Raw genomic sequence first — 21670 nt, 5'->3', positions numbered from 1 at the left:
ATGTCTTCCCTGCTACGCGCTACCCTGATCACCCTGGCCCTGTTGACCACTGCCGGCTGCACCAGCAAACCAGTGCTCAACACCCAGCACGAACTGCCGGCCACGACCCAGGTCAGCGAAGAAAAAATGAAACAGGTGATCGTCGCCGCCCTGCAAAAACGTGAGTGGACAGTACAACGCCTGAGCCCGCAACTGGTGCAGGCCGAGATCACCGTGCGCGGCCAGTTCTATGCAGCAATCGATATCCGCTACACCCGCAACAGCTATGCCATCACCTACCGCGACAGCCGCGACCTGGGCTACAAGGACGGCAAGATCCATCGCAATTACAACCGTTGGGTGAGCATGCTGGACCGGGATATTCTGGCGGGGATACGCTCGGCCGGGATGCAGTAAGGCCAAATGTGGGAGGGGGCTTGCTCCCGATAGCAGTGTGTCAGTCTCAGTCTCTCTAACTGAACCACCGCTATCGGGAGCAAGCCCCCTCCCACATGAGATATGCCATGTTCTCAAGGGCGTTATTCAGATGCCCTGTGCGTCAACAACTCCACAAACCCCTTAGCCATTGGCGTTTGCACGCCCTTGCGCTGCACCAGCCACACCGCTGTCATCGCCTCCGGGTCCAGCAAGGTGCGATAGACCACCCCATCAATGCGGATACGCTGGTAAGACGCCGGCAACACCGACACGCCCAACCCCGCCGCCACCAGACCGATGATGGTCATCGCCTCCCCCGCTTCCTGGGCAAAATGCGGGCTGAACCCGGCGTCGCGGGCCAGGTTGAGCAGTTGGGCATACAGGCCGCTGCCGTAGGTGCGTGGGAAAAATACAAAGGGTTCCTGCGCCAACTGCGCCAGGTGCAGGCCGCGCTCGCTGCCTTCCACCAACGGATGGCCGGCGCTCAATACGGCAACCAGGGGCTCGCGCATCAACTCGACCACGCTCAGCGAATCAGGCAACGGCAAAGGCCGCATCAGCCCGACCTGGATCGACTCATCCACCAATGACTCGGCCACCTCCGTGCTGCTCATCTCCTGCAGATTGAGGTGCACTGCCGGGAAAGCCTGGCGAAACGCAAAGATCGCCTGGGGAATACTGGAATTGAACGGCGCGGAAGATGTGAAGCCGATCTTCAACTCCCCGAGCTCTCCTAATTGCGCTCTGCGCGCCACGTCTGCCGCCTTGTCGACCTGGGCCAGCACCAGCCGCGCCTCTTGCAGGAACAGGCGCCCGGCCTCGCTCAGCTCGACCCGACGATTGGTACGCTCAAATAACCGCGCCCCCACCTCTTGCTCCAGTGCCTGGATCTGCTGGCTCAAGGGCGGTTGCGATATGCCCAGCACCTGCGCGGCGCGGCCAAAGTGCAGTTCTTCAGCGACGGCGATGAAGTACCGCAGGTGACGTAATTCCATGCACACCTCATTAGGTCGTAGAACCTATCAAACAGGTCGAACAATATATTGGAAAGAATCATTAGCCAGCTATATTCTTTTTCGTATTGTCAGTCCTGGCAGACTTTCCTCCCCGAGGTCCCCCGTGAATCCTGCTGTTGCTCCACTTGCCCAACACACCCCGCCCTCAGCCCTTGATGACGTGGTGGCGCAGCTCAATGACGAGTACATCGAAAAAGGCACGCCGATGTTCATGCGCACGGTGTTGGCGCTATTTTCCGGCGGGTTTGCCACCTTTGCCCTGTTGTATTGCGTACAGCCGATGATGCCGGCGCTGTCCCATGAATTTTCCATCAATGCGGCGCAAAGCAGCCTGATTCTTTCGGTCGCGACCGCGATGCTTGCCTGCGGCCTGCTAATCACCGGGCCGATTTCCGACCGGCTGGGGCGCAAGCCGGTGATGGTCGCCGCGTTGTTCTGTGCGGCGCTGGCCACCATCGCCAGCGGTCTGATGCCGACCTGGGAGGGGATTCTGCTGATGCGGGCGCTGGTGGGCCTGTCCCTGAGCGGCCTGGCTGCCGTGGCGATGACCTACCTCAGCGAAGAGATCCACCCGCAGCACATCGGCCTGGCCATGGGCCTGTACATCGGCGGCAATGCGATTGGCGGCATGAGCGGGCGCCTGATCATCGGCGTGTTGATCGACTTCGTCAGCTGGCACACCGCAATGTTGATCATCGGCGCTCTGGCGTTGATCGCCGCCACAGTGTTCTGGAAGATCCTCCCCGAATCGCGCAACTTCCGCGCCAGCAGCCTCAAGCCGCGCAGCCTGGTGGATGGCTTCGTCATGCATTTCAAGGATGCGGGCTTGCCGTGGCTGTTCCTGGAAGCCTTCCTGCTGATGGGCGCGTTCGTAACGATGTTCAACTACATCGGTTATCGCCTGCTGGCCTCACCCTATGAACTGAGCCAGGCCGTGGTCGGCCTGCTGTCGCTGGTGTACCTCTCGGGCATCTACAGCTCGGCCAAGATCGGCTCTCTGGCCGACCGCCTTGGCCGCCGCCGCGTGCTGTGGGCCACCATCGTGCTGATGCTCGCCGGCATGGCCCTGACGCTGTTCACCTCGCTGTGGCTGGTGGTGCCGGGCATGTTGATCTTCACTTTCGGCTTCTTCGGCGCCCACTCGGTGGCCAGCAGCTGGATCGGCCGCCGTGCGGTGAAAGCCAAGGGGCAGGCGTCGTCGCTTTACCTGTTCTGCTATTACGTGGGATCGAGTATTGCCGGGACGGCGGGCGGGTTCTTCTGGCACTTTGCCGGATGGAACGGGATTGGCGGGTTTATCGTGGCGCTGCTGATTGGCGCGTTGCTGGTGGCGTTGAAGCTGGCGAAGTTGCCGCCGTTGGGGCAGGTCTGAAGGTTTCTGGCTTTTAATGTGGGAGGGGGCAAGCCCCCTCCCACATTTTTGCTCTGTGCTTTATTCGTGGTACTGCGCCGACAGTTCATGCACCGCACGCAGGAACGCACCCGCATGTTCCGGATTCACTTCCGGCGTGATGCCATGGCCGAGGTTGAACACATGGCCGGTGCCCTTGCCATAGCTGGCGAGGATGCGCCCGACTTCCGTGCGGATCGCTTCCGGCTTGGCGTACAGCACAGTGGGGTCCATGTTGCCTTGCAGCGCAACCTGGTTTCCAACGCGACGGCGGGCTTCGCCGATATCGCAGGTCCAGTCCAGGCCCAATGCATCGGCGCCAGCATCGGCGATACTTTCCAGCCACAGGCCGCCGCCTTTGGTGAACAGGATGACCGGAACCTTGCGACCTTCGTGTTCGCGGATCAGGCCGCTGACGATCTTGCGCATGTAGGCCAGGGAGAATTCCTGGTACGCCGCCGCCGACAGGTTGCCGCCCCAGGTATCGAAGATCTGCACCGCTTGCGCACCGGCCATGATCTGGCCGTTGAGGTAGGAGGTCACCGACTGTGCCAGCTTGTCCAGCAACAGGTGCATGGCTTGCGGGTTGTCGTAGAGCATGGCCTTGGTCTTGCGGAAGTCTTTCGACGAACCGCCTTCGACCATATAGGTGGCCAGCGTCCACGGGCTGCCAGAGAAGCCAATCAGCGGCACGCGACCGTTGAGCTCGCGGCGGATGGTGCTGACCGCGTCCATCACATAGCCGAGGTCTTTGTGCGGATCAGGAATCGGCAGGGCTTCGATATCGGCCAGGGTGCTGACGACCTTCCTGAAACGCGGGCCTTCGCCGGTCTCGAAGTACAGGCCCTGGCCCATGGCGTCGGGGATGGTAAGGATATCGGAGAAGAGAATGGCCGCATCCAGTTGTGGGTAGCGGTCCAGCGGCTGCATCGTGACTTCGCAGGCGAACGCAGGATTCATGCACAGGCTCATGAAGTCGCCGGCGTGGGCGCGACTGGCGCGGTATTCCGGCAGGTAGCGACCGGCTTGACGCATCATCCACACGGGGGTGACGTCTACAGGTTGCTTGAGCAGGGCACGAAGGAAACGGTCGTTCTTGAGGGCAGTCATGTCGGCATCCGCAAAAAAAGTGCGGGCATTTTCTCAGAGCGCGACGCAAAAGGCACGGCAAGAGCAGAGCCTTTTGTCTATCGGGTCAATTTGTCGCAATGACTGGCAACACAAACCTCAATGTGAAATGAGGTTTGTGTGGGAGCTGGCTTGCCTGCGATAGCATCAACTGGGTCTGGCTGACAGACCGAGTTGCCTGCATCGCAGGCAAGCCAGCTCCCACATTTGATCGCATTTCAGACTGAAATTTGATCAGACCTGCAGGTAGTCCAGGATCCCTTCGGCGGCATTGCGGCCTTCGAAGATCGCCGTCACTACCAGGTCAGAGCCGCGCACCATATCGCCACCGGCGAAGATTTTCGGGTTGCTGGTCTGGTGCTTGTACTGGCCTTGTTCCGGGGCTACCACGCGGCCCTGGCTGTCGGTCTGGATTTCGAACTGCTCGAACCAGGGCGCCGGGCTTGGACGGAAACCGAAAGCGATGACCACGGCGTCAGCCGGGATGATTTCTTCGGAACCCGGGATCGGCTCGGGGCTGCGACGGCCTCGGGCATCCGGTTCGCCGAGACGGGTCTCGACCACCTTCACGCCTTCGACGCGGTCTTCACCGACGATCGCAATCGGCTGGCGGTTGTAGAGGAATTTCACGCCTTCTTCCTTGGCGTTCTTCACCTCTTTGCGCGAGCCGGGCATGTTGGCTTCGTCGCGACGATACGCACAGGTGACCGACTTGGCGCCATGGCGGATCGAGGTACGGTTGCAGTCCATCGCGGTGTCGCCACCGCCCAGCACCACGACCTTCTTGCCTTTCATGTCGACGAAATCTTCCGGCGACTTTTCAAAGCCCAGGTTGCGGTTGACGTTGGCGATCAGGAAGTCGAGCGCGTCATACACGCCCGGCAAGTCCTCACCGGCAAAGCCGCCCTTCATATAGGTGTAGGTGCCCATGCCCATGAACACCGCATCGTATTCGGCGAGCAGTTGCTCCATGGTGATGTCTTTGCCGATCTCGGTATTGAGGCGGAACTCGATACCCATGCCGGTGAACACTTCACGACGGTGACTCAGTACGGTTTTTTCCAGCTTGAACTCGGGAATACCGAAAGTCAGCAGACCACCGATCTCCGGGTTCTTGTCGAACACCACCGGGGTCACGCCACCACGCACCAACACGTCGGCACACCCCAGGCCCGCCGGGCCCGCGCCGATGATCGCGACGCGCTTGCCGGTCGGTTTGACCTTGGACATATCCGGGCGCCAGCCCATGGCGAACGCGGTGTCGGTGATGTACTTCTCCACCGAACCGATGGTCACTGCGCCGAAGCCGTCGTTGAGGGTGCAGGCACCTTCACATAGACGGTCTTGCGGGCACACCCGGCCGCAGACTTCCGGCAGGGTGTTGGTCTGGTGCGACAGCTCGGCGGCGGCGAGAATGTTGCCCTCGGCCACCAGTTTGAGCCAGTTGGGAATGAAGTTGTGCACCGGGCACTTCCATTCGCAATACGGGTTACCGCACCCCAGGCAGCGGTGGGCCTGATCGGCCGAGTGCTGGGGCTTGAAGGGTTCGTAGATTTCCACGAACTCTTTCTTGCGTTGACGCAACAGTTTCTTCTTCGGATCTTTGCGCCCGACATCGATGAACTGGAAGTCGTTATTCAGACGTTCAGCCATGTTAAAACCTCATCAAACTGTTCAGGCGCATATCACTGCGGGTTGGCACGGATGCTGGAAAGCAACGATTTCAGGTTGGCAGCCTTGGGCTTGACCAGCCAGAAACGACGCAGGTAATCATCGAGGTTTTCGGCGAGGTTGCGACCCCATTCACTGCCGGTCTCCTCGACATACTCGTCCAGCACGTGCTGCAAGTGGTTCCGGTAGGATTCCATGGCTTCACCGCTGATCCGCTGGATCTCGACCAACTCGTGGTTGACCTTGTCGACGAAGGTGTTGTCCTGGTCGAGCACGTAGGCGAAACCGCCGGTCATGCCCGAACCGAAGTTGTAACCGGTCTTGCCCAGTACCGCGACAAAGCCCCCGGTCATGTACTCGCAGCAGTGATCGCCAGTGCCTTCCACCACGGTGTGGGCACCGGAGTTACGCACGGCGAAGCGCTCACCGGCAGTACCCGCGGCAAACAGCTTGCCACCCGTGGCGCCGTACAAGCAGGTGTTGCCGATGATGGCACTGTCCTGGGTCTTGTACACGCTACCGGCTGGCGGGACGATAACCAGCTTGCCGCCGGTCATGCCTTTGCCCACGTAGTCGTTGGCATCGCCTTCCAGATACATGTGCAGGCCACCGGCGTTCCACACACCGAAACTCTGGCCCGCAGTGCCCTTGAAGCGGAAGGTGATCGGCGCTTTCGCCATGCCCTGGTTGCCGTGCTTGCGCGCGATTTCACCGGAGATGCGAGCACCGATGGAACGGTCGCAGTTGCAGATATCCAGGGCGAATTCGCCACCGCTGGCATCGCTGATCGAGGAGCCGGCCATTTCGACCATTTTCTCGGCCAGCAGGCCTTTGTCGAACGGCGGGTTGCGGTCCACTTGGCAGAATTGTGGCTTGTCTGCGGGGATGTGATCGCTGCCCAACAGCGGTGTCAGGTCCAAATGCTGTTGCTTGGCGGTCTGGCCTTCGAGGATGTCCAACAGATCGGTGCGACCAATCAGCTCTTCCAGCGAACGCACGCCCAGCTTGGCCAGCCACTCACGGGTTTCTTCGGCGACGTAGGTGAAGAAATTCACCACCATGTCGACGGTGCCGATGTAGTGGTCCTTGCGCAGTTTTTCGTTCTGAGTCGCCACGCCAGTAGCGCAGTTGTTCAGGTGGCAGATACGCAGGTATTTGCAGCCCAGCGCGATCATGGGCGCGGTGCCGAAGCCGAAACTCTCGGCGCCAAGGATCGCAGCCTTGATCACGTCGAGGCCGGTTTTCAGGCCACCGTCGGTCTGTACCCGCACCTTGCCGCGCAGGTCGTTGCCGCGCAGGGTCTGGTGGGTTTCGGCCAGGCCGAGCTCCCACGGCGCACCTGCGTACTTGATCGAGGTCAGCGGCGAAGCGCCGGTGCCGCCGTCGTAGCCGGAGATGGTGATCAGGTCGGCATAGGCCTTGGCGACGCCAGCGGCGATGGTGCCGACGCCCGCTTCTGCGACCAGTTTTACCGAGACCAGGGCCTGCGGGTTGACTTGTTTGAGGTCGAAAATCAGCTGCGACAAATCTTCAATCGAGTAGATGTCGTGGTGCGGCGGCGGCGAGATCAGGGTCACGCCCGGCACTGCATAACGCAGCTTGGCGATCAGGCCGTTGACCTTGCCGCCTGGCAATTGCCCGCCCTCACCCGGCTTGGCGCCTTGGGCAACCTTGATCTGCAGCACTTCGGCGTTGACCAGGTACTCCGGGGTCACACCGAAACGGCCGGTTGCCACCTGCTTGATTTTCGAGCTTTTGAGCGTGCCATAACGCGCCGGGTCTTCGCCGCCTTCGCCGGAGTTGGAGCGCGCACCCAGGCGGTTCATGGCTTCGGCCAGGGCTTCGTGAGCCTCAGGTGACAAGGCGCCCAGGGAAATACCGGCGGAGTCGAAGCGCTTGAGGATCGATTCCAGTGGCTCGACTTCGGCGATATCCATCGGCGTGTCCAGGGTCTTCACCTTGAACAGATCGCGGATCATCGACACCGGGCGGTTATCCACCAGGCTCGTGTATTCCTTGAACTTGGCGTAGTCGCCCTGCTGCACGGCGGCTTGCAGGGTACTGACCACGTCCGGGTTGTAGGCGTGGTATTCGCCACCGTGCACGAACTTGAGCAGGCCGCCTTGCTGGATCGGCTTGCGCGCGCTCCAGGCTTCGGCAGCCAGGGCTTTCTGCTCGGCTTCGATATCGACGAAACGCGCGCCCTTGATACGGCTCGGCACACCACGGAAGCTCAGCTCGCAGACTTCTTCGGACAGGCCGATGGCTTCGAACAATTGCGCGCCACGGTAGGAGGTGACGGTTGAGATGCCCATCTTCGACAGGATCTTCAGCAGGCCCTTGGTGATGCCCTTGCGGTAGTTCTTGAACACCTCGTAGAGGTCGCCCAACACTTCACCGGTACGGATCAGGTCGCCGAGTACTTCATACGCCAGGAACGGGTACACCGCCGAGGCGCCGAAGCCGATCAGCACCGCGAAGTGGTGCGGGTCACGGGCAGTGGCGGTTTCCACCAGAATGTTGGAGTCGCAGCGCAGGCCTTTTTCGGTCAGGCGGTGGTGCACCGCGCCGGTCGCCAGGGACGCGTGGATCGGCAACTTGCCCGGCGCGATATGGCGGTCGGTCAGTACGATCTGAGTGCGGCCGGCGCGCACAGCTTCTTCAGCCTGGTCGGCGACGTTGCGCACAGCGGCTTCAAGGCCGAGGCTCTCGTCGTAGTTCAGGTCGATGATCTGGCGGTCGAAGCCTGGACGCTCCAGGGTCATCAGCGAGCGCCACTTGGCCGGGGAAACGACCGGCGAGCTGAGGATCACACGGGAGGCGTGCTCAGGCGATTCCTGGAAGATATTGCGCTCGGCACCGAGGCACACTTCCAGGGACATCACGATGGCTTCGCGCAGCGGGTCGATCGGTGGGTTGGTCACCTGGGCGAACTGCTGGCGGAAGTAGTCGTACGGCGTGCGCACACGCTGGGACAGCACAGCCATCGGCGTATCGTCGCCCATGGAGCCTACGGCTTCGTAGCCTTGCTCGCCGAGCGGGCGCAGCACCTGATCACGTTCTTCGAACGTGACCTGATACATCTTCATGTATTGCTTGAGCTGGTCGATGTCGTAGAAAGCCGAACCGTGGTCATTGTCTTCCATGGTCGCCTGGATGCGCAGGGCGTTTTTGCGCAGCCATTGCTTGTACGGGTGACGCGACTTCAGACGGTTGTCGATGGCGTCGGTGTCGAGGATCTGCCCGGTTTCGGTGTCCACGGCCAGGATCTGGCCAGGACCGACACGGCCTTTGGCGATCACGTCTTCAGGCTTGTAGTCCCACACGCCGATTTCCGACGCCAGGGTGATAAAGCCGTTGGTGGTGGTGACCCAGCGCGCCGGGCGCAAGCCGTTACGGTCGAGCAGGCACACCGCGTAGCGGCCGTCGGTCATGACCACGCCGGCCGGGCCGTCCCACGGTTCCATGTGCATCGAGTTGTATTCGTAGAACGCCCGCAGGTCCGGGTCCATGGTCTCGACGTTCTGCCACGCAGGCGGAATGATCATGCGCACGCCACGGAACAGGTCGATGCCACCGGTGACCATCAGCTCAAGCATGTTGTCCATGCTAGAGGAGTCGGAACCCACGCGGTTGACCAGCGGGCCGAGCTCTTCGAGGTCCATCAAATCGTTGGCGAACTTGGTGCGACGGGCCACGGCCCAGTTGCGGTTGCCGGTGATGGTATTGATCTCGCCGTTGTGGGCGAGGAAGCGGAATGGCTGGGCCAGCGGCCATTTCGGCAGGGTGTTGGTGGAGAAGCGCTGGTGGAACACGCAGATCGCGGTTTGCAGGCGCTCGTCGCTCAGGTCTGGATAAAAGGCGGTGAGATCCGCCGGCATCATCAGGCCTTTATAAATGATGGTCTTGTGGGAAAAGCTGCAGATGTAATGGTCAGTGTCGGCGGCGTTGAGCACCGACGAACGACGACGGGACGTGAACAGCTTGATCGCCATGTCCTGGTCGCTCAGGCCGTCACCCGCGATGAACACTTGTTCGATCTGCGGCAGGCGCTCCAGGGCCAGGCGGCCGAGTACGCTGGTGTCGATTGGCACTTTGCGCCAGCCGACCAGTTGCAGGCCGGCAGCAACGATCTCGCGGTTCATGTTCTCGCGAGCGGCTTCGGCTTTTACCGGGTCCTGGTTGAAAAACACCATGCCCACGGCGTACTGCTTGGGCAGGTCGGCCGCAAAATGCTCTTTGGCGACAGCGCGCAGGAACTGGTCGGGCTTTTGAATCAGCAAGCCGCAACCGTCACCGGTCTTGCCGTCGGCGTTGATCCCACCGCGGTGGGTCATGCAGGTCAGGGCCTCGATGGCCGTTTGCAAAAGGGTATGACTGGGCTCGCCCTGCATGTGGGCTATCAGGCCGAAACCGCAGTTATCCTTGAATTCATCGGGTTGGTACAGACCTGCTTTCATAGACACTTTCTCACCAGGCTGCCTCTTATATCGAGGCAAATTTCTTTTCAATTCAACCGGTTACCTTCCACGCCGAACGTACGCCGGCTTAGCGGGGGCAAAAGGGAGGTCATTGTACACACCGACACAGACGCTCACAAATTTAGCGACGAAATGTCGCAAATCTATGTCGCATTTATGAAAGGTTTAAAGCGATATGCTGTGCTAGTCAAAACTTTTTTAATTCTGACCGCTACGACTCAAAAGCTACTGTGGCGCAGACACCACAAAGCGCGCGGTCCTTGCGGGGGACTGCACGCCTTGCGATTGTTTTTTGAGGTGCCGGGAGGGCGGCCTGGGTAAGGCCGCCGGATCTTCAGCGAGTTGCTGCCAGTTCTTGTTGAACGCTGGCAACAGTGCGAGGCCAAGGTTTACCAGCCTGAACCTTCGCTGGCAAGGCCTTGATGGCAGAATCGGCTGCGGCGCGGCTTGGGAAGCTGCCGTAGGTGATCACGTAGAGAGGCTTGCCGTTGAGCACTTTCTTGAAATAACGGTACTGGCCGCCCTGCTCCTTGACGAACGCCTGGGCATTGGCCTCAGAGCTGGTGCCGAGGATCTGCACCACGAAATTGCCGGTAGGCTGGCTGCTGTACCAGCTGCTGCCAGCGGCGCCGGCCTTGGCCACGGTAGCGGCAGGTTTTTCAGCAGGCTTGGCCGCGGGTGCCGGTGCCGGCTTGGCAACTGGTGCTGCGGGCTTGGCTGTCGCTACTGTCGGCGCCGGGGTCGGCTTGGCAACTGGCGCAACCGGTGCGGCAGGCGCTACTGGGGTTGCTGGCGTGCCGGCCGGTACGCCCGCTGGTGGCGCGGTGGTGGTCACGGTCGGCGGCGTGGCGCTGGAGCCTTCCACCGGCACGCCGTCGTCGCCTTCGGAGATGCCACCGGCTTCTTCAGCCAGCGGGCCGCGCATTACAGGCTGGCCGACCATAGGCAGATTGGTTGGTTGGCCGGAGTTGGCGAATTCGACATTTGGCGTGGGCTTGCCCAGTGGCAACTGCGCCTGCTCAGTTGGCGCGCCGGTTGTTGTCGGTGCCTTGTTGCGACCCGGGATCAACCAGGCGGCGGCTACAGCGACCACGACAACGGCGGAAATAGCCAATACGTGCTTCTTAGGCATAGTGAACCCCATCTTTGGACGCTTGACCGCAGAGCGGCTGGCAATCATGGCTTCGATCATTGCATCGCGGGCAACCTGGTTGATGTTTCCAGGCCAGCCATCGGAGCTTTCGTGAATATCAGAGATCTGCGCAGCGGAGAAAAGTTCGATACCGGCCCCTGCACCCTCGAGGCGCTGAGCCAGGTATTCGCGGGTTTCTTCCTCTTCGTACGGCTGCAATTCGATGACGTGGAACAGCTCTTGCTCACCGCTGATCTGCTCCAGATCGGCGATCAACGACGACTCGCCAAACAGGAACACATGCGGGCGGCCTTCCGGCGTGCCCGCGGCCAGCGCCAACAGCGCTTCCAGCGCGGATTCGTCAAGCTGCTCGGCGTCGTCGACCAGCAGGTAGACTTCCTGGCCGGTCAGGCCCAGTTGCACCACCTGTTTGAGAATCGCGTTCGGCTCGGCGTTGGATACGTCCAGGGCCTGCGCAACCTGGCGCAGTACACCCGCTGCGTCACCGGCGCCACGGGCCGATACCACCACGCTCTGCACCGATTGCTTGTTGGTGCTGGCGACCAGCGCCTGGCGCAGCAAGGTCTTGCCACTGCCCAACGGTCCCGTGACCACCAGCAGCAACTGGCTGTAGCGCGCCAGATGATGCAGTTGCCCCAATACCGGCTTGCGCTGCGCAGGGAAGAATTTGAAACCAGGTACCCGTGGAGCAAAAGGGTCATGGCTCAAGTGATAATGGCCGAGGAACGCCTCGTCGGCATGCAAACTAGTCATCGGGATCTTATTAACCTTTAAGCTGGGCCAGGGCGCGGTAATCCGCTCCCAGCGTGGCCTGTAAAATCTCTTTCGGATAATCGTCGGTCACCACCGCCTCGCCCATGTGGCGCAGCAGTACCAGTCGCAGTCGACCGTCGATCACTTTCTTGTCTATTGCCATATGTTCGAGAAAATCTGCCTCGGTCATCTCTGTGGGAGGGATGACCGGTAAGCCGGCGCGCTGGAACAGGCGGATACCGCGATCACGCTCCTGGGGGCTGATCCAGCCCAGGCGTTGCGACATCTCCAACGCCATCACCGTGCCAGCCGCTACGGCTTCCCCATGCAGCCACACACCATAGCCCATGTGCGTTTCGATCGCATGGCCGAAGGTGTGGCCCAGGTTCAGGGTAGCGCGCACGCCGGACTCCCGTTCGTCGGCATTGACCACCAGCGCCTTGGCGGCGCAGGAGCGGGAAATCGCTTCGGTCAAGGCCACCTGGTCGAGTGCGCGCAGGGCATCTACATGTTCTTCAAGCCAGCTCAGGAAGGGCTCGTCACAGATCAGCCCGTACTTGATGACTTCCGCCAGGCCCGCCGACAACTCGCGAGGTGGCAGTGTGTTGAGGGTAGCGGTGTCGATCAGCACGGCCTGTGGCTGGTAGAACGCACCGACCATGTTCTTGCCCAGCGGGTGATTGATACCGGTTTTGCCGCCCACCGAAGAATCGACCTGGGACAACAGGGTGGTCGGCACCTGGATAAAGTCCACGCCACGCTGGTAGCAGGCTGCAGCAAAACCGGCCATGTCGCCGATCACACCGCCGCCCAGGGCAACCACGGTGGTTCGACGGTCATGGCGCGCAGTCAGCAGGCCATCAAAGATCAGTTGCAGGGTTTCCCAGTTCTTGTGGGCTTCGCCGTCGGGCAACACCACGGAAATCACCGAATACGCCGCAAGGCTGCGGCTCAAACGCTCAAGATACAGGGGCGCAACCGTTTCGTTGGAGATGATCGCCACCTGCCGACCGGCAATATGCGGCGCGAGCAGTTCGGGCTGGTCCAACAGACCTTCGCCAATGTGGATCGGGTAGCTGCGCTCGCCTAGATCGACCTTAAGTGTCTGCATGTTTCCCCGCGTTGAAGATGTATTGACGACCGGCAATGTCGCAATCCGACATCACCTGATGGCTCTACGCCAAACCTCACAAGGTTATGGCGCGCCGCCGAGAATAGCGCATTTCGGGCCAGGCTTTAACGGGGTGGCAACCGCTGCAGGCGCTCCAGAATATCGAGCACCACCATCCGAGGGGGTCGCTCATCGGTTTCCACCACCAGATCGGCGATTTCCCGATACAGCGGATCGCGCAGCGCCAGCAGGTCCCGCAGGGTTTTTTCCGGGTTCGCCGTGCGCAGCAACGGGCGATTGCGATCGCGGGCGGTGCGGCCCACCTGCTGCTCGACCGAGGCATGCAAATACACTACCCGACCACCGGCATACAGCGCTCGACGGTTTTCGTCGCGCATGACGGCGCCACCGCCGGTCGCCAATACCACGCCATCGCAGCCACACAGCTCGGCAATCATCGCCTGCTCGCGGTCACGAAAGCCCAGCTCGCCTTCTTTATCGAAGATCCATGGGATATTGGCACCCGTGCGCAATTCAATTTCCTTGTCGGAATCTTTGAACGGCAGGCGCAGCTCTTTGGCCAGCAAACGGCCGATGGTGCTCTTTCCAGCCCCCATCGGCCCTACAAGAATCAAATTTCGCACAGAATCAACGACTCACAGCAATCGCCTGGTTATTCATGATACGCGGAGTCAGGAATACCAGCAGCTCGGATTTTTTCTCCGCCAGCACATCGCGCCGGAAAAGGCGGCCAAGATACGGCACATCGCCCAAAAATGGCACTTTATCTACCACTTTGCTTTGGGTATTGGAGAAAACCCCACCGATGACGATGGTCTCGCCATCCCTGACCAGCACCTTGGCGTTGACCTCGTTTTTCTTGATCGGCGGTACATCATTGAGCCTGTTCAAGTAATCGGGCTCATCCTTGGTGACCTTGACCGCCATGATCACGTGGTCGTCGGGGGTGATTTGCGGCGTGACCTCCAGCGAAAGCGAAGCCTCCTTGAACGACACCGAGGTAGCGCCCTGGGAGGTGGACTCTTGATAGGGAATTTCGGTGCCCTTGAGGATGCGTGCCGTCTCCTTGTCGGACGTGACCACCTTGGGCTGCGAGACGATTTCGCCGTTGCCGGTTTTCTCCATGGCTGTCAGCTCAAGGTCCAGCAGTAGATTGTCGGTGATGTAGGCCACGCCCAGACCCGAGGTGCCGGTCAGCGAACCCAAGTCGACAAACGGGGAGCTGGGCGGGTTTTGCGGCGGTTCGGCGCCGTCTGCCACGGGCTTGGAAATACCTCCGACACTTCCCCTGCCATGACTGAGCCGCCCACCCCAGCGCACGCCCAGGCTTTTGTCGTAGTCGACATTGGCCTCGACAATTCGCGCCTCGATCATCACTTGGCGGACGGGAATATCCAGTTGCGCCACGATACGCCTCAGCTCTTCGAGCCGTTCGCCGGTCTGGTAGGCGATGATGTTGTTGGTGCGATCATCCACCGCCACCGAGCCGCGCTCATCCGTGGCGCCTTCAAAACCTGTGACCGACTGAAACAGCTTGGCCAGGTCCGCCGCCTTGGCATAGTTGACCTGCAGCAGCTCCCGACGCAGCGGTGCCAGTTCCGCCATCTGCTTGCGCGACTCCAGCGCCAGCAGTTCGCGAGCGGCCAACTCATCCGCAGGTGCCACCAGCAACACACCGGCTTTCACGCGCTTATCCAGACCTTTGGTTTGCAGCACCAGATCCAGCGCCTGATCCCAAGGCACATCCTTGAGCCGCAGGGTAATTGAGCCCTGCACTTCATCACTGGTCACCAGGTTGAGCCCGGCGACATCGGCGATTTGCTGCAAGACCGCCCGCAGGTCGATGTCCTGGAAATTCAGGTTCAGCCGGGTGCCTGTATAGCTGACCGACGCTGCACTGTCGGGCGGCGGCAGGTGGATCAGGTCCAGGCGATTGGGCACAGCAGCAGCCATCGGTGCCGTGAACGCTATCCATAGCGCCACACCGAAGGACGAGAAAGTCCTTTTCATTGTTTGATTCCGTTATGAGTTGACGTTCAACACAAGGGTTCGCGGGCGTTCGAGCCAGCCGCCCTGTTCATCGGGAAACCGTTCGACCAAGTGGATAGACCCCTCTTGAATGGCCGTGACCTGGCCATGATCCGGCCCCAGGTAATCACCAATCGTCAGCCGGTGCACCCTGGATCCGGCACGCAGCAGGGCAAAAGCCTGCGCCCCCAACGACAGCGTGCCGACCATTTTGAACTGATCGATGTTCATGCCTTCCAGCAGCCCCCGTGGCCGAGCGAGATCCGGCGCAAGGGCCGGTCGCCCCGGCACGCGAGTTACTTGCAAACCGGGCGGCTGAAACGGGTCGCGCACAAACGATGGGGTGTAGACCAATGGCTGGGCCGGGTCGAACGCTTCGCGGGCCTTGGCGCTTTGCGTGGTACGCCGATAGGTCTTTGCCAGCATGTTCAGACGCAGCAAGGCGCCGTCATGCCCCAGTGCAACATCCTGCACGGTGACGACGCGCGGTAACCCACCCAGGGCGCCGACGAATGCTGCCAAGTCGTGGTAGCCCCCGGTGACGCCGATTTGCATGGGTTGCTCGATATAGAGCTGACGAGGCTCTTCATCCAACACCGTGATGCCCTCGACCCATACTCCATTGGCAATCGCCAATCGGGCGATGTCTTCAAGCAAGGCCGGCACCTCTGACTGGCCGGGCAATTGACGTAGAAGGCCTGTGACCTTGTCCTCCATTGCCCTGAACTGATCGGTGCGCGCCTCAAGGCTGGAGGCCAGTTCAGCTTTTTCCGCCAACTGCTGCTGTAGCGTTTGCTCCCGCGCCTCAAACCCGTGCAATCGCTCACGTGACGAGCTCAGGTACGCAGCCTCTCCTATCAGCAGCACCAGACCGGCCAGCCCACAGCCAAGCAGGACCTTGCCAGGCAAGGGCCATTTAGCAGCGTTGTAGAAGAGCGTGGAAAAATCGAGCCTGGGCAGGCTCATGGTTGCGCCTCGCTGGATTCCCCTTGGCGCACCATCAGTTGAAACTCACTTTCGCCGCGCGCTCCATCAGCCTGCACGCGCTGCAGACGAGTCGAGCTGGAGCCCTGGGATGACTGCTTGAGCTGCTGCATCAACCGGGCAATGTCCTGGTTGCTTTCAGCCGTGCCGCGAATGCTGATGGTGTCACCGTTTGCGACCACCTCATGCAGATGGACACCTTCAGGCATTGCACGAGCCAATTGCTCGAACAGTCGGGCGCCGGAAGAGCGGGCGTCGTGCAGGTCCTGCACCACCTTCATGCGTTCGGCCAGTTGCTGGCTTCGCTCCTGCAGATCGTCGATGGTCCTGATCCGCGAATCCTGGGTAGCCACCTCCTCACCCAAGCGGCTATTGCGGCTCACTTGCCGATCTATCGCCTGGTCGATCACCTGGTCAGCCAGCCACACGGTCGCCAGCGCCAGGCAGGCAAATGCCAGCAATAGCACCATGAAATACCTGCGCTTGCGCTCTGCCAGCGCCTGACGCCAAGGCAAAAGATTGATTCGTGTCATCCAGCGAAACTCCTCAGGGCCAACCCGCAAGCCACTCCCATCCCTTGGGCATCCACGGCCCATTGTGCACCATCGACTCGATGACCCGGCGTGAAGCTGGCAAAATCCTGACGGCAAGCGCGCTCCAATGCAAACCCTTCGACATCGACCACCCGCGGCACCAGCCCCGCCAGGGCTAAAACCGCCACTCGCGCCTGGACCTGCTCGCGCAGACAGGCCGCCAACATGACGTCAACCCACTGCGGCCCTTGGGCCGATGGACCCTGGACCTGAAAGTCGATCGCCACCTCATCCAATGGATAAGGAATGAACTGGTCGGCTTCCATCTGGATCTTCCAGGCCATTTCTTCGTCGCGCAGGCCCGCATCCATCTCGATCAACCGCGTGATTACCGAAGGGCCCGCCACTGCCACAGCGGCGTGTCGAGCCGAAGTGCGCAGGCAGGATAACGCTTGTTGCAAGGCTCGCCCCACGCCCTCGACGTCCAGCAAGGCGCCATCGACGACCGCATGGGCGGGCAGCGCCTGGGTGGCATAGCCCTGGACACTGAAACCACCCGATGAACGGCCCAGCTCGATCAGCTTGATACCGCTGTCATTGATGTCGACACCCAAGACGATGTCGGCTTTTCGCCTGAAAAATCCCTTTCCCATAAAACTCCCCAAAACTTTCCCTGTCATACCGGCTGTCATCTCGCTTGATTGCTGCCAGGCACCCTGCATTCGGTCGGCTTGTTCGAGGCACGCGAATGACGCCCCAAGCTGAAAAATGCTTTAATGCCCAGCGTTTTTTCCCGCTTTTTTATCTGCTGCCCGGGTCGATCCATCGTTTGCCATGCATCCCCGACGCGTAACTCATTCTTTTCTCTGGAAATCCAAAAGCCTTGATTCGTCTGCTGAAGTTTTTCGGGTACTCCATTGTCGCGATCGTCTGCGGGCTGCTGCTCGTACTCAGCGGGGCCTACCTCTACCTTAGTCCGGGTTTGCCCTCCGTAGAGGCCCTCAGAAGTATCCAGTTGCAGATTCCTTTGCGGGTCTACAGCAGCGACGAAAAACTGATCGCGGAGTTCGGCGAAATGCGCCGCACACCGATCCGTTTCGCCGACATTCCGCCCAATTTCATCAGTGCATTGCTGTCGGCAGAAGACGACAATTTTGCCAACCACTACGGCGTCGACCCCAGCAGCCTGGTGCGTGCGGCCACGCAGTTGGTAAAGAGCGGACACATTCAATCCGGCGGCAGCACCATCACCATGCAGGTGGCGAAGAACTTCTTCCTCACCAGCGAGCGCAGCTTTTCGCGTAAAGCCACCGAGATCCTGCTGGCGCTACAGATTGAACGCCAACTGACCAAGGACGAAATCCTCGAGCTGTACGTCAACAAGATCTACCTGGGCAACCGCGCCTACGGCATTGAGGCCGCCTCCCAGGTCTACTATGGCAAATCGATTCGTGACGCCAGCCTGGCGCAGATGGCCATGATCGCCGGCCTGCCCAAGGCGCCGTCGCGCTTCAACCCGCTGGCCAACCCGGCGCGCAGTAAAGAACGTCGCGACTGGATCCTGGGGCGCATGTACAAGCTGGGCAAGATCGATCAGGCCGCTTATGAAAGCGCCGTGGCCGAGCCGCTGAACGCCAGCTATCACGTGCCGACGCCGGAAGTGAATGCACCGTACATCGCCGAAATGGCCCGCGCCGAAATGGTTGGCCGTTATGGCAGCGATGCCTACACCGAAGGCTTTCGCGTGACCACGACGGTTCCGAGCAACTTGCAGGAAATCGCCAACCACTCCGTACACGAAGGCTTGATCACCTATGATCAACGTCACGGCTACCGCGGCCCCGAGTCGCGCCTGCCGGGCAAGACCCTGAGTGCCTGGACCACCGAACTGGGCAAACAGCGCTCGATCAGCGGCCTGGAGCCGGCCATCGTCACCGAGGTGACCAAAGACGGCATTCAAGTGCTGACCCGCGCCGGTGAAGCCCACGTGGCGTGGGACAGCATGAAATGGGCGCGCCCGTTCCTGAACACCAACAGCATGGGGCCGATGCCCAAGCAGCCGTCCGACGTGGCCAAGGTGGGTGATTTGATCCGCGTGCAACGCCAGAAGGATGACAGCCTCAAGTTCAGCCAGGTGCCGGTCGCCCAAGGCGCCCTGGTATCCCTCGATCCGCAGAACGGCGCAATCCGCGCACTGGTCGGCGGTTTCGCCTTTGAGCAGAGCAACTACAACCGTGCGATACAGGCCAAGCGCCAGCCGGGTTCAAGTTTCAAGCCATTCGTCTACAGCGCCGCACTGGACAACGGCTACACCGCCGCCAGCCTGGTCAACGACGCACCGATCGTGTTTGTCGATGAATACCTGGACAAGGTCTGGCGGCCGAAGAACGACACCAACACCTTCCTCGGCCCGATCCGCATTCGCGAGGCGTTGTACAAGTCTCGCAACCTGGTGTCGATCCGCCTGCTGCAGGCCATGGGCGTGGGCAAGACCATCGACTACATGACGCGCTTCGGCTTCGCCAAGTCGGACTTGCCGCCCAACCTGTCCCTGGCGCTGGGTACCGCAACCCTTACGCCGATGGAAATCGCCACCGGCTGGAGCACCTTTGCCAACGGCGGCTACAAGATCGCGCCGTACCTGATCGACAAGATCGAAAGCCGCAATGGCGACACCCTGTTCACCGCCAACCCACCACGGGTGCCCGGTGATGTGGTCAATGGTGTGGCGGCAACCGATGGTCTCGCAGCACCGGGTAACGGCGGCATTACCATCGAGCCCACGCCAGGCACAGCGCCGGCCGCAAACGCTCCCGCAACGACCGAGCCGCAAGCGCCAGCGGTTGCCGAGCGCATCGTGGATGGCCGCACCACCTATATCCTCAACAGCATCCTGCAGGACGTGATCAAGAAGGGCACCGGACGCCGCGCACTGGCCCTGGGCCGTGCGGATATCGCGGGTAAAACCGGTACCACCAACGAGTCCAAGGATGCCTGGTTCTCCGGCTACAACGGCGACTACGTGACCACGGTGTGGACTGGCTACGACCAGCCGGAAAGCCTGGGCCGCCGTGAGTTTGGCGGTACCGTCGCACTGCCGATCTGGATGAGCTACATGGGCGCCGCGCTCAAGGACAAGCCGCTGCACACCCAGCCTGAACCGGAAGGCATCCTGAGCCTGCGCATCGACCCGGTGAGTGGCCGCGCCGCGTCGCCGAGCACGCCGAATGCGTACTTCGAGCTGTTCAAGAGCGAAGACACGCCGCCGTCAGTTAACGAGTTGGGCAATGGCGTGGTGCCGGGCAGCCCGCTACCGGCGGATGAAGGCGCGCCGATCGATTTGTTCTGACCCGATCCAAGACGCAACATAGATCCAAATGTGGGAGGGGGCTTGCTCCCGATGGCGGACTGTCAGTCAATGAATATGGCGACTGATACACCGCCATCGGGAGCAAGCCCCCTCCCACATTTGACCTCTATAGGCTTCAAGAGAATTGCCATAAAAAAAGCCCCGACTCATTCGAGCCGGGGCTTTTTGTTGGTGCGCTATAACGGCTTAGCCGTTGAACACATCATCCACGCTTTGCAGCGGGTAGTTCTTTGGATACGGCAGGGTTGCTACACCGGTCTCGATCGCGGCCTTGGCCACGGCATCGGAGATCAGGGTGATCAGGCGCTTATCCATTGGTTTTGGAATGATGTACTCACGACCGAATTCCAGCTTGGCACCACCGTAGGCGTCGCACACATCCTGAGGCACCGGCAGCTTGGCCAGTTCACGCAGGGCGTTGGCAGCTGCTACTTTCATTTCTTCGTTGATGCGCTTGGCGCGAACGTCCAGGGCACCACGGAAGATGAACGGGAAGCCCAGTACGTTGTTGACCTGGTTCGGGTAGTCCGAACGGCCGGTAGCCATGATCACGTCGCTACGGGTGGCGTGAGCCAGCTCAGGCGAGATTTCCGGATCCGGGTTGGAGCAGGCGAACACGATCGGGTTCGGCGCCATGGATTTCAGGCCTTCGGCGCTCAGCAGGTTCGGGCCGGACAGGCCGACGAACACGTCGGCACCGTCGAGGGCGTCAGCCAGGGTGCGCTTGGAGGACGGGTGGGCGAACATCGCCTTGTACTGGTTCAGGTCGGTACGCTCGGACTGGATCACGCCCTTGCTGTCGACCATGTAGATGTTTTCCAGCTTGGCGCCCATGCTGATGATCAGCTTCATGCAGGAAATGGCCGCAGCACCGGCGCCCAGGCAGACGATCTTCGCCTCACCCAGGGTTTTGCCAGCGATTTCCAGGGCGTTGATCATGCCGGCCGCGGTAACGATCGCGGTGCCGTGCTGGTCATCGTGGAATACCGGGATGTCGCACTGTTCGATCAGGGCCTTTTCGATCTCGAAGCACTCAGGTGCCTTGATGTCTTCCAGGTTGATGCCACCGAAGGTGATGGAAATGCGCTTGACCGTGTCGATGAAAGCCTGCGGGCTCTCGGAATCGACTTCGATGTCGAAAACGTCGATGCCGGCAAAGCGCTTGAACAGCACGCCTTTACCTTCCATGACTGGCTTGGAAGCCAATGGGCCGAGGTTACCCAGGCCAAGGATCGCGGTGCCATCGGAAATCACTGCAACCAGGTTGCCCTTGCCGGTGTACTTGTACGCCAGTTCTGGGTCACGGGCGATTTCACGTACGGGCTCGGCAACACCAGGGCTGTAGGCCAGCGACAGGTCGCGAGCAGTGGCAGTGGCTTTGGTGAGCTCTACACTCAGCTTTCCTGGACGAGGATGGGCATGGTATTCGAGAGCGGCAGTTTTCAAATCAGACATATCGGCATTCCGCTTTTACTGTTGGTCGACGGACCGCCGAGGATACGCGTGTCGCAAAGTCCCTACAAGACTGGGCAGTCACAGGTGTCAAGGGCCCTGGGCTACGACTTTTGGCCAAGAGCCACGGGATACAAGGGCTCAACTGTTCACAATCGGAAT

At 60.8% G+C, this 21670-nt stretch carries 14 protein-coding genes and 1 pseudogene; 3 read left to right on the top strand and 12 right to left on the bottom strand.

Annotated elements, in window-relative coordinates; translation table 11 throughout:
• The gene (locus FW800_RS02910; protein ID WP_078820097.1) at positions 1 to 396 is read left to right on the top strand and encodes a hypothetical protein; all 396 of its coding nucleotides are present in this window, start codon (positions 1 to 3) and stop codon (positions 394 to 396) included.
• Between the two features lie 122 nt (positions 397 to 518).
• On the opposite strand, the gene FW800_RS02905 is transcribed toward FW800_RS02910, so the two are convergent.
• The gene (locus FW800_RS02905; protein ID WP_216090630.1) at positions 519 to 1412 is read right to left on the bottom strand and encodes a LysR family transcriptional regulator; all 894 of its coding nucleotides are present in this window, start codon (positions 1410 to 1412) and stop codon (positions 519 to 521) included.
• Between the two features lie 181 nt (positions 1413 to 1593).
• Here FW800_RS02905 and FW800_RS02900 point away from each other — a divergent pair, with 181 nt between their 5' ends.
• Complete coding sequence (locus tag FW800_RS02900; RefSeq protein ID WP_446437010.1) at positions 1594 to 2805, top strand: MFS transporter; 1212 nt, start codon at positions 1594 to 1596, stop codon at positions 2803 to 2805.
• Between the two features lie 60 nt (positions 2806 to 2865).
• Here FW800_RS02900 and hemE read toward each other — a convergent pair whose 3' ends face one another.
• From hemE to pilM, 10 genes and pseudogenes are all read right to left on the bottom strand, one after another.
• Entirely contained in the window at positions 2866 to 3933 is a 1068-nt protein-coding gene (hemE, locus tag FW800_RS02895; RefSeq protein ID WP_046070564.1) for a uroporphyrinogen decarboxylase, read from the bottom strand.
• Positions 3934 to 4185: 252 nt separating this feature from the next.
• A complete protein-coding gene (locus FW800_RS02890) occupies positions 4186 to 5604 on the bottom strand; it encodes an FAD-dependent oxidoreductase (RefSeq protein WP_446436928.1) in 1419 nt (472 codons plus the stop codon).
• Positions 5605 to 5636: 32 nt separating this feature from the next.
• Positions 5637 to 10082 carry a glutamate synthase large subunit gene (gltB, locus tag FW800_RS02885; protein ID WP_032878304.1) on the bottom strand — a complete coding sequence of 1482 codons (4446 nt, stop codon included), beginning with the start codon at positions 10080 to 10082 and terminating at the stop codon, positions 5637 to 5639.
• Between the two features lie 355 nt (positions 10083 to 10437).
• Positions 10438 to 12009 (bottom strand): SPOR domain-containing protein, encoded by a 1572-nt coding sequence (locus tag FW800_RS02880; protein ID WP_005784047.1) that lies wholly within the window; start codon positions 12007 to 12009, stop codon positions 10438 to 10440.
• Positions 12010 to 12019: 10 nt separating this feature from the next.
• Positions 12020 to 13120, bottom strand: a complete 1101-nt coding sequence (aroB, locus tag FW800_RS02875) for a 3-dehydroquinate synthase (protein ID WP_446436927.1) — start codon at positions 13118 to 13120, stop codon at positions 12020 to 12022.
• Between the two features lie 125 nt (positions 13121 to 13245).
• The gene (gene aroK, locus FW800_RS02870) at positions 13246 to 13764 is read right to left on the bottom strand and encodes a shikimate kinase AroK (protein WP_005784043.1); all 519 of its coding nucleotides are present in this window, start codon (positions 13762 to 13764) and stop codon (positions 13246 to 13248) included.
• Positions 13765 to 13768: 4 nt separating this feature from the next.
• Positions 13769 to 15025, bottom strand: a pseudogene (locus tag FW800_RS02865) (type IV pilus secretin PilQ); the annotation flags it as partial.
• A gap of 138 nt (positions 15026 to 15163) precedes the next feature.
• Positions 15164 to 16135: a pilus assembly protein PilP gene (locus FW800_RS02860; protein ID WP_446436926.1), complete on the bottom strand. Its 972-nt coding sequence runs from the start codon at positions 16133 to 16135 to the stop codon at positions 15164 to 15166.
• Complete coding sequence (locus FW800_RS02855; RefSeq protein WP_446436925.1) at positions 16132 to 16686, bottom strand: PilN domain-containing protein; 555 nt, start codon at positions 16684 to 16686, stop codon at positions 16132 to 16134. Before FW800_RS02855 ends, FW800_RS02860 begins: the two co-directional genes overlap by 4 nt.
• Positions 16683 to 17339: a type IV pilus assembly protein PilM gene (pilM, locus tag FW800_RS02850; protein ID WP_446436924.1), complete on the bottom strand. Its 657-nt coding sequence runs from the start codon at positions 17337 to 17339 to the stop codon at positions 16683 to 16685. Before pilM ends, FW800_RS02855 begins: the two co-directional genes overlap by 4 nt.
• 233 nt (positions 17340 to 17572) lie before the next feature.
• On the opposite strand from pilM, the gene FW800_RS02845 reads away from it, so the two are divergent.
• Complete coding sequence (locus FW800_RS02845) at positions 17573 to 20035, top strand: penicillin-binding protein 1A (RefSeq protein WP_446437009.1); 2463 nt, start codon at positions 17573 to 17575, stop codon at positions 20033 to 20035.
• Between the two features lie 207 nt (positions 20036 to 20242).
• On the opposite strand, the gene FW800_RS02840 is transcribed toward FW800_RS02845, so the two are convergent.
• A complete protein-coding gene (locus FW800_RS02840; RefSeq protein WP_005784034.1) occupies positions 20243 to 21511 on the bottom strand; it encodes a malic enzyme-like NAD(P)-binding protein in 1269 nt (422 codons plus the stop codon).
• Between the last annotated feature and the right edge of the window lie 159 nt (positions 21512 to 21670).

It is taken from the genome of Pseudomonas sp. 910_23, assembly GCF_052850795.1.
This window is presented reverse-complemented; position numbering and strand designations above follow the sequence as displayed.

Excerpts from the sequence above, each read along its gene's own strand:
- pilM (WP_446436924.1), bottom strand. The coding sequence starts at position 17,339 with ATGGGAAAGGGATTTTTCAGGCGAAAAGCCGACATCGTCTTGGGTGTC.
- FW800_RS02880 (WP_005784047.1), bottom strand. The coding sequence starts at position 12,009 with ATGACTAGTTTGCATGCCGACGAGGCGTTCCTCGGCCATTATCACTTG.
- FW800_RS02905 (WP_216090630.1), bottom strand. The coding sequence starts at position 1,412 with ATGGAATTACGTCACCTGCGGTACTTCATCGCCGTCGCTGAAGAACTG.
- hemE (WP_046070564.1), bottom strand. The coding sequence starts at position 3,933 with ATGACTGCCCTCAAGAACGACCGTTTCCTTCGTGCCCTGCTCAAGCAA.
- gltB (WP_032878304.1), bottom strand. The coding sequence starts at position 10,082 with ATGAAAGCAGGTCTGTACCAACCCGATGAATTCAAGGATAACTGCGGT.
- FW800_RS02860 (WP_446436926.1), bottom strand. The coding sequence starts at position 16,135 with ATGAGCCTGCCCAGGCTCGATTTTTCCACGCTCTTCTACAACGCTGCT.
- FW800_RS02890 (WP_446436928.1), bottom strand. The coding sequence starts at position 5,604 with ATGGCTGAACGTCTGAATAACGACTTCCAGTTCATCGATGTCGGGCGC.
- aroB (WP_446436927.1), bottom strand. The coding sequence starts at position 13,120 with ATGCAGACACTTAAGGTCGATCTAGGCGAGCGCAGCTACCCGATCCAC.
- FW800_RS02910 (WP_078820097.1), top strand. The coding sequence starts at position 1 with ATGTCTTCCCTGCTACGCGCTACCCTGATCACCCTGGCCCTGTTGACC.
- FW800_RS02840 (WP_005784034.1), bottom strand. The coding sequence starts at position 21,511 with ATGTCTGATTTGAAAACTGCCGCTCTCGAATACCATGCCCATCCTCGT.
- FW800_RS02855 (WP_446436925.1), bottom strand. The coding sequence starts at position 16,686 with ATGACACGAATCAATCTTTTGCCTTGGCGTCAGGCGCTGGCAGAGCGC.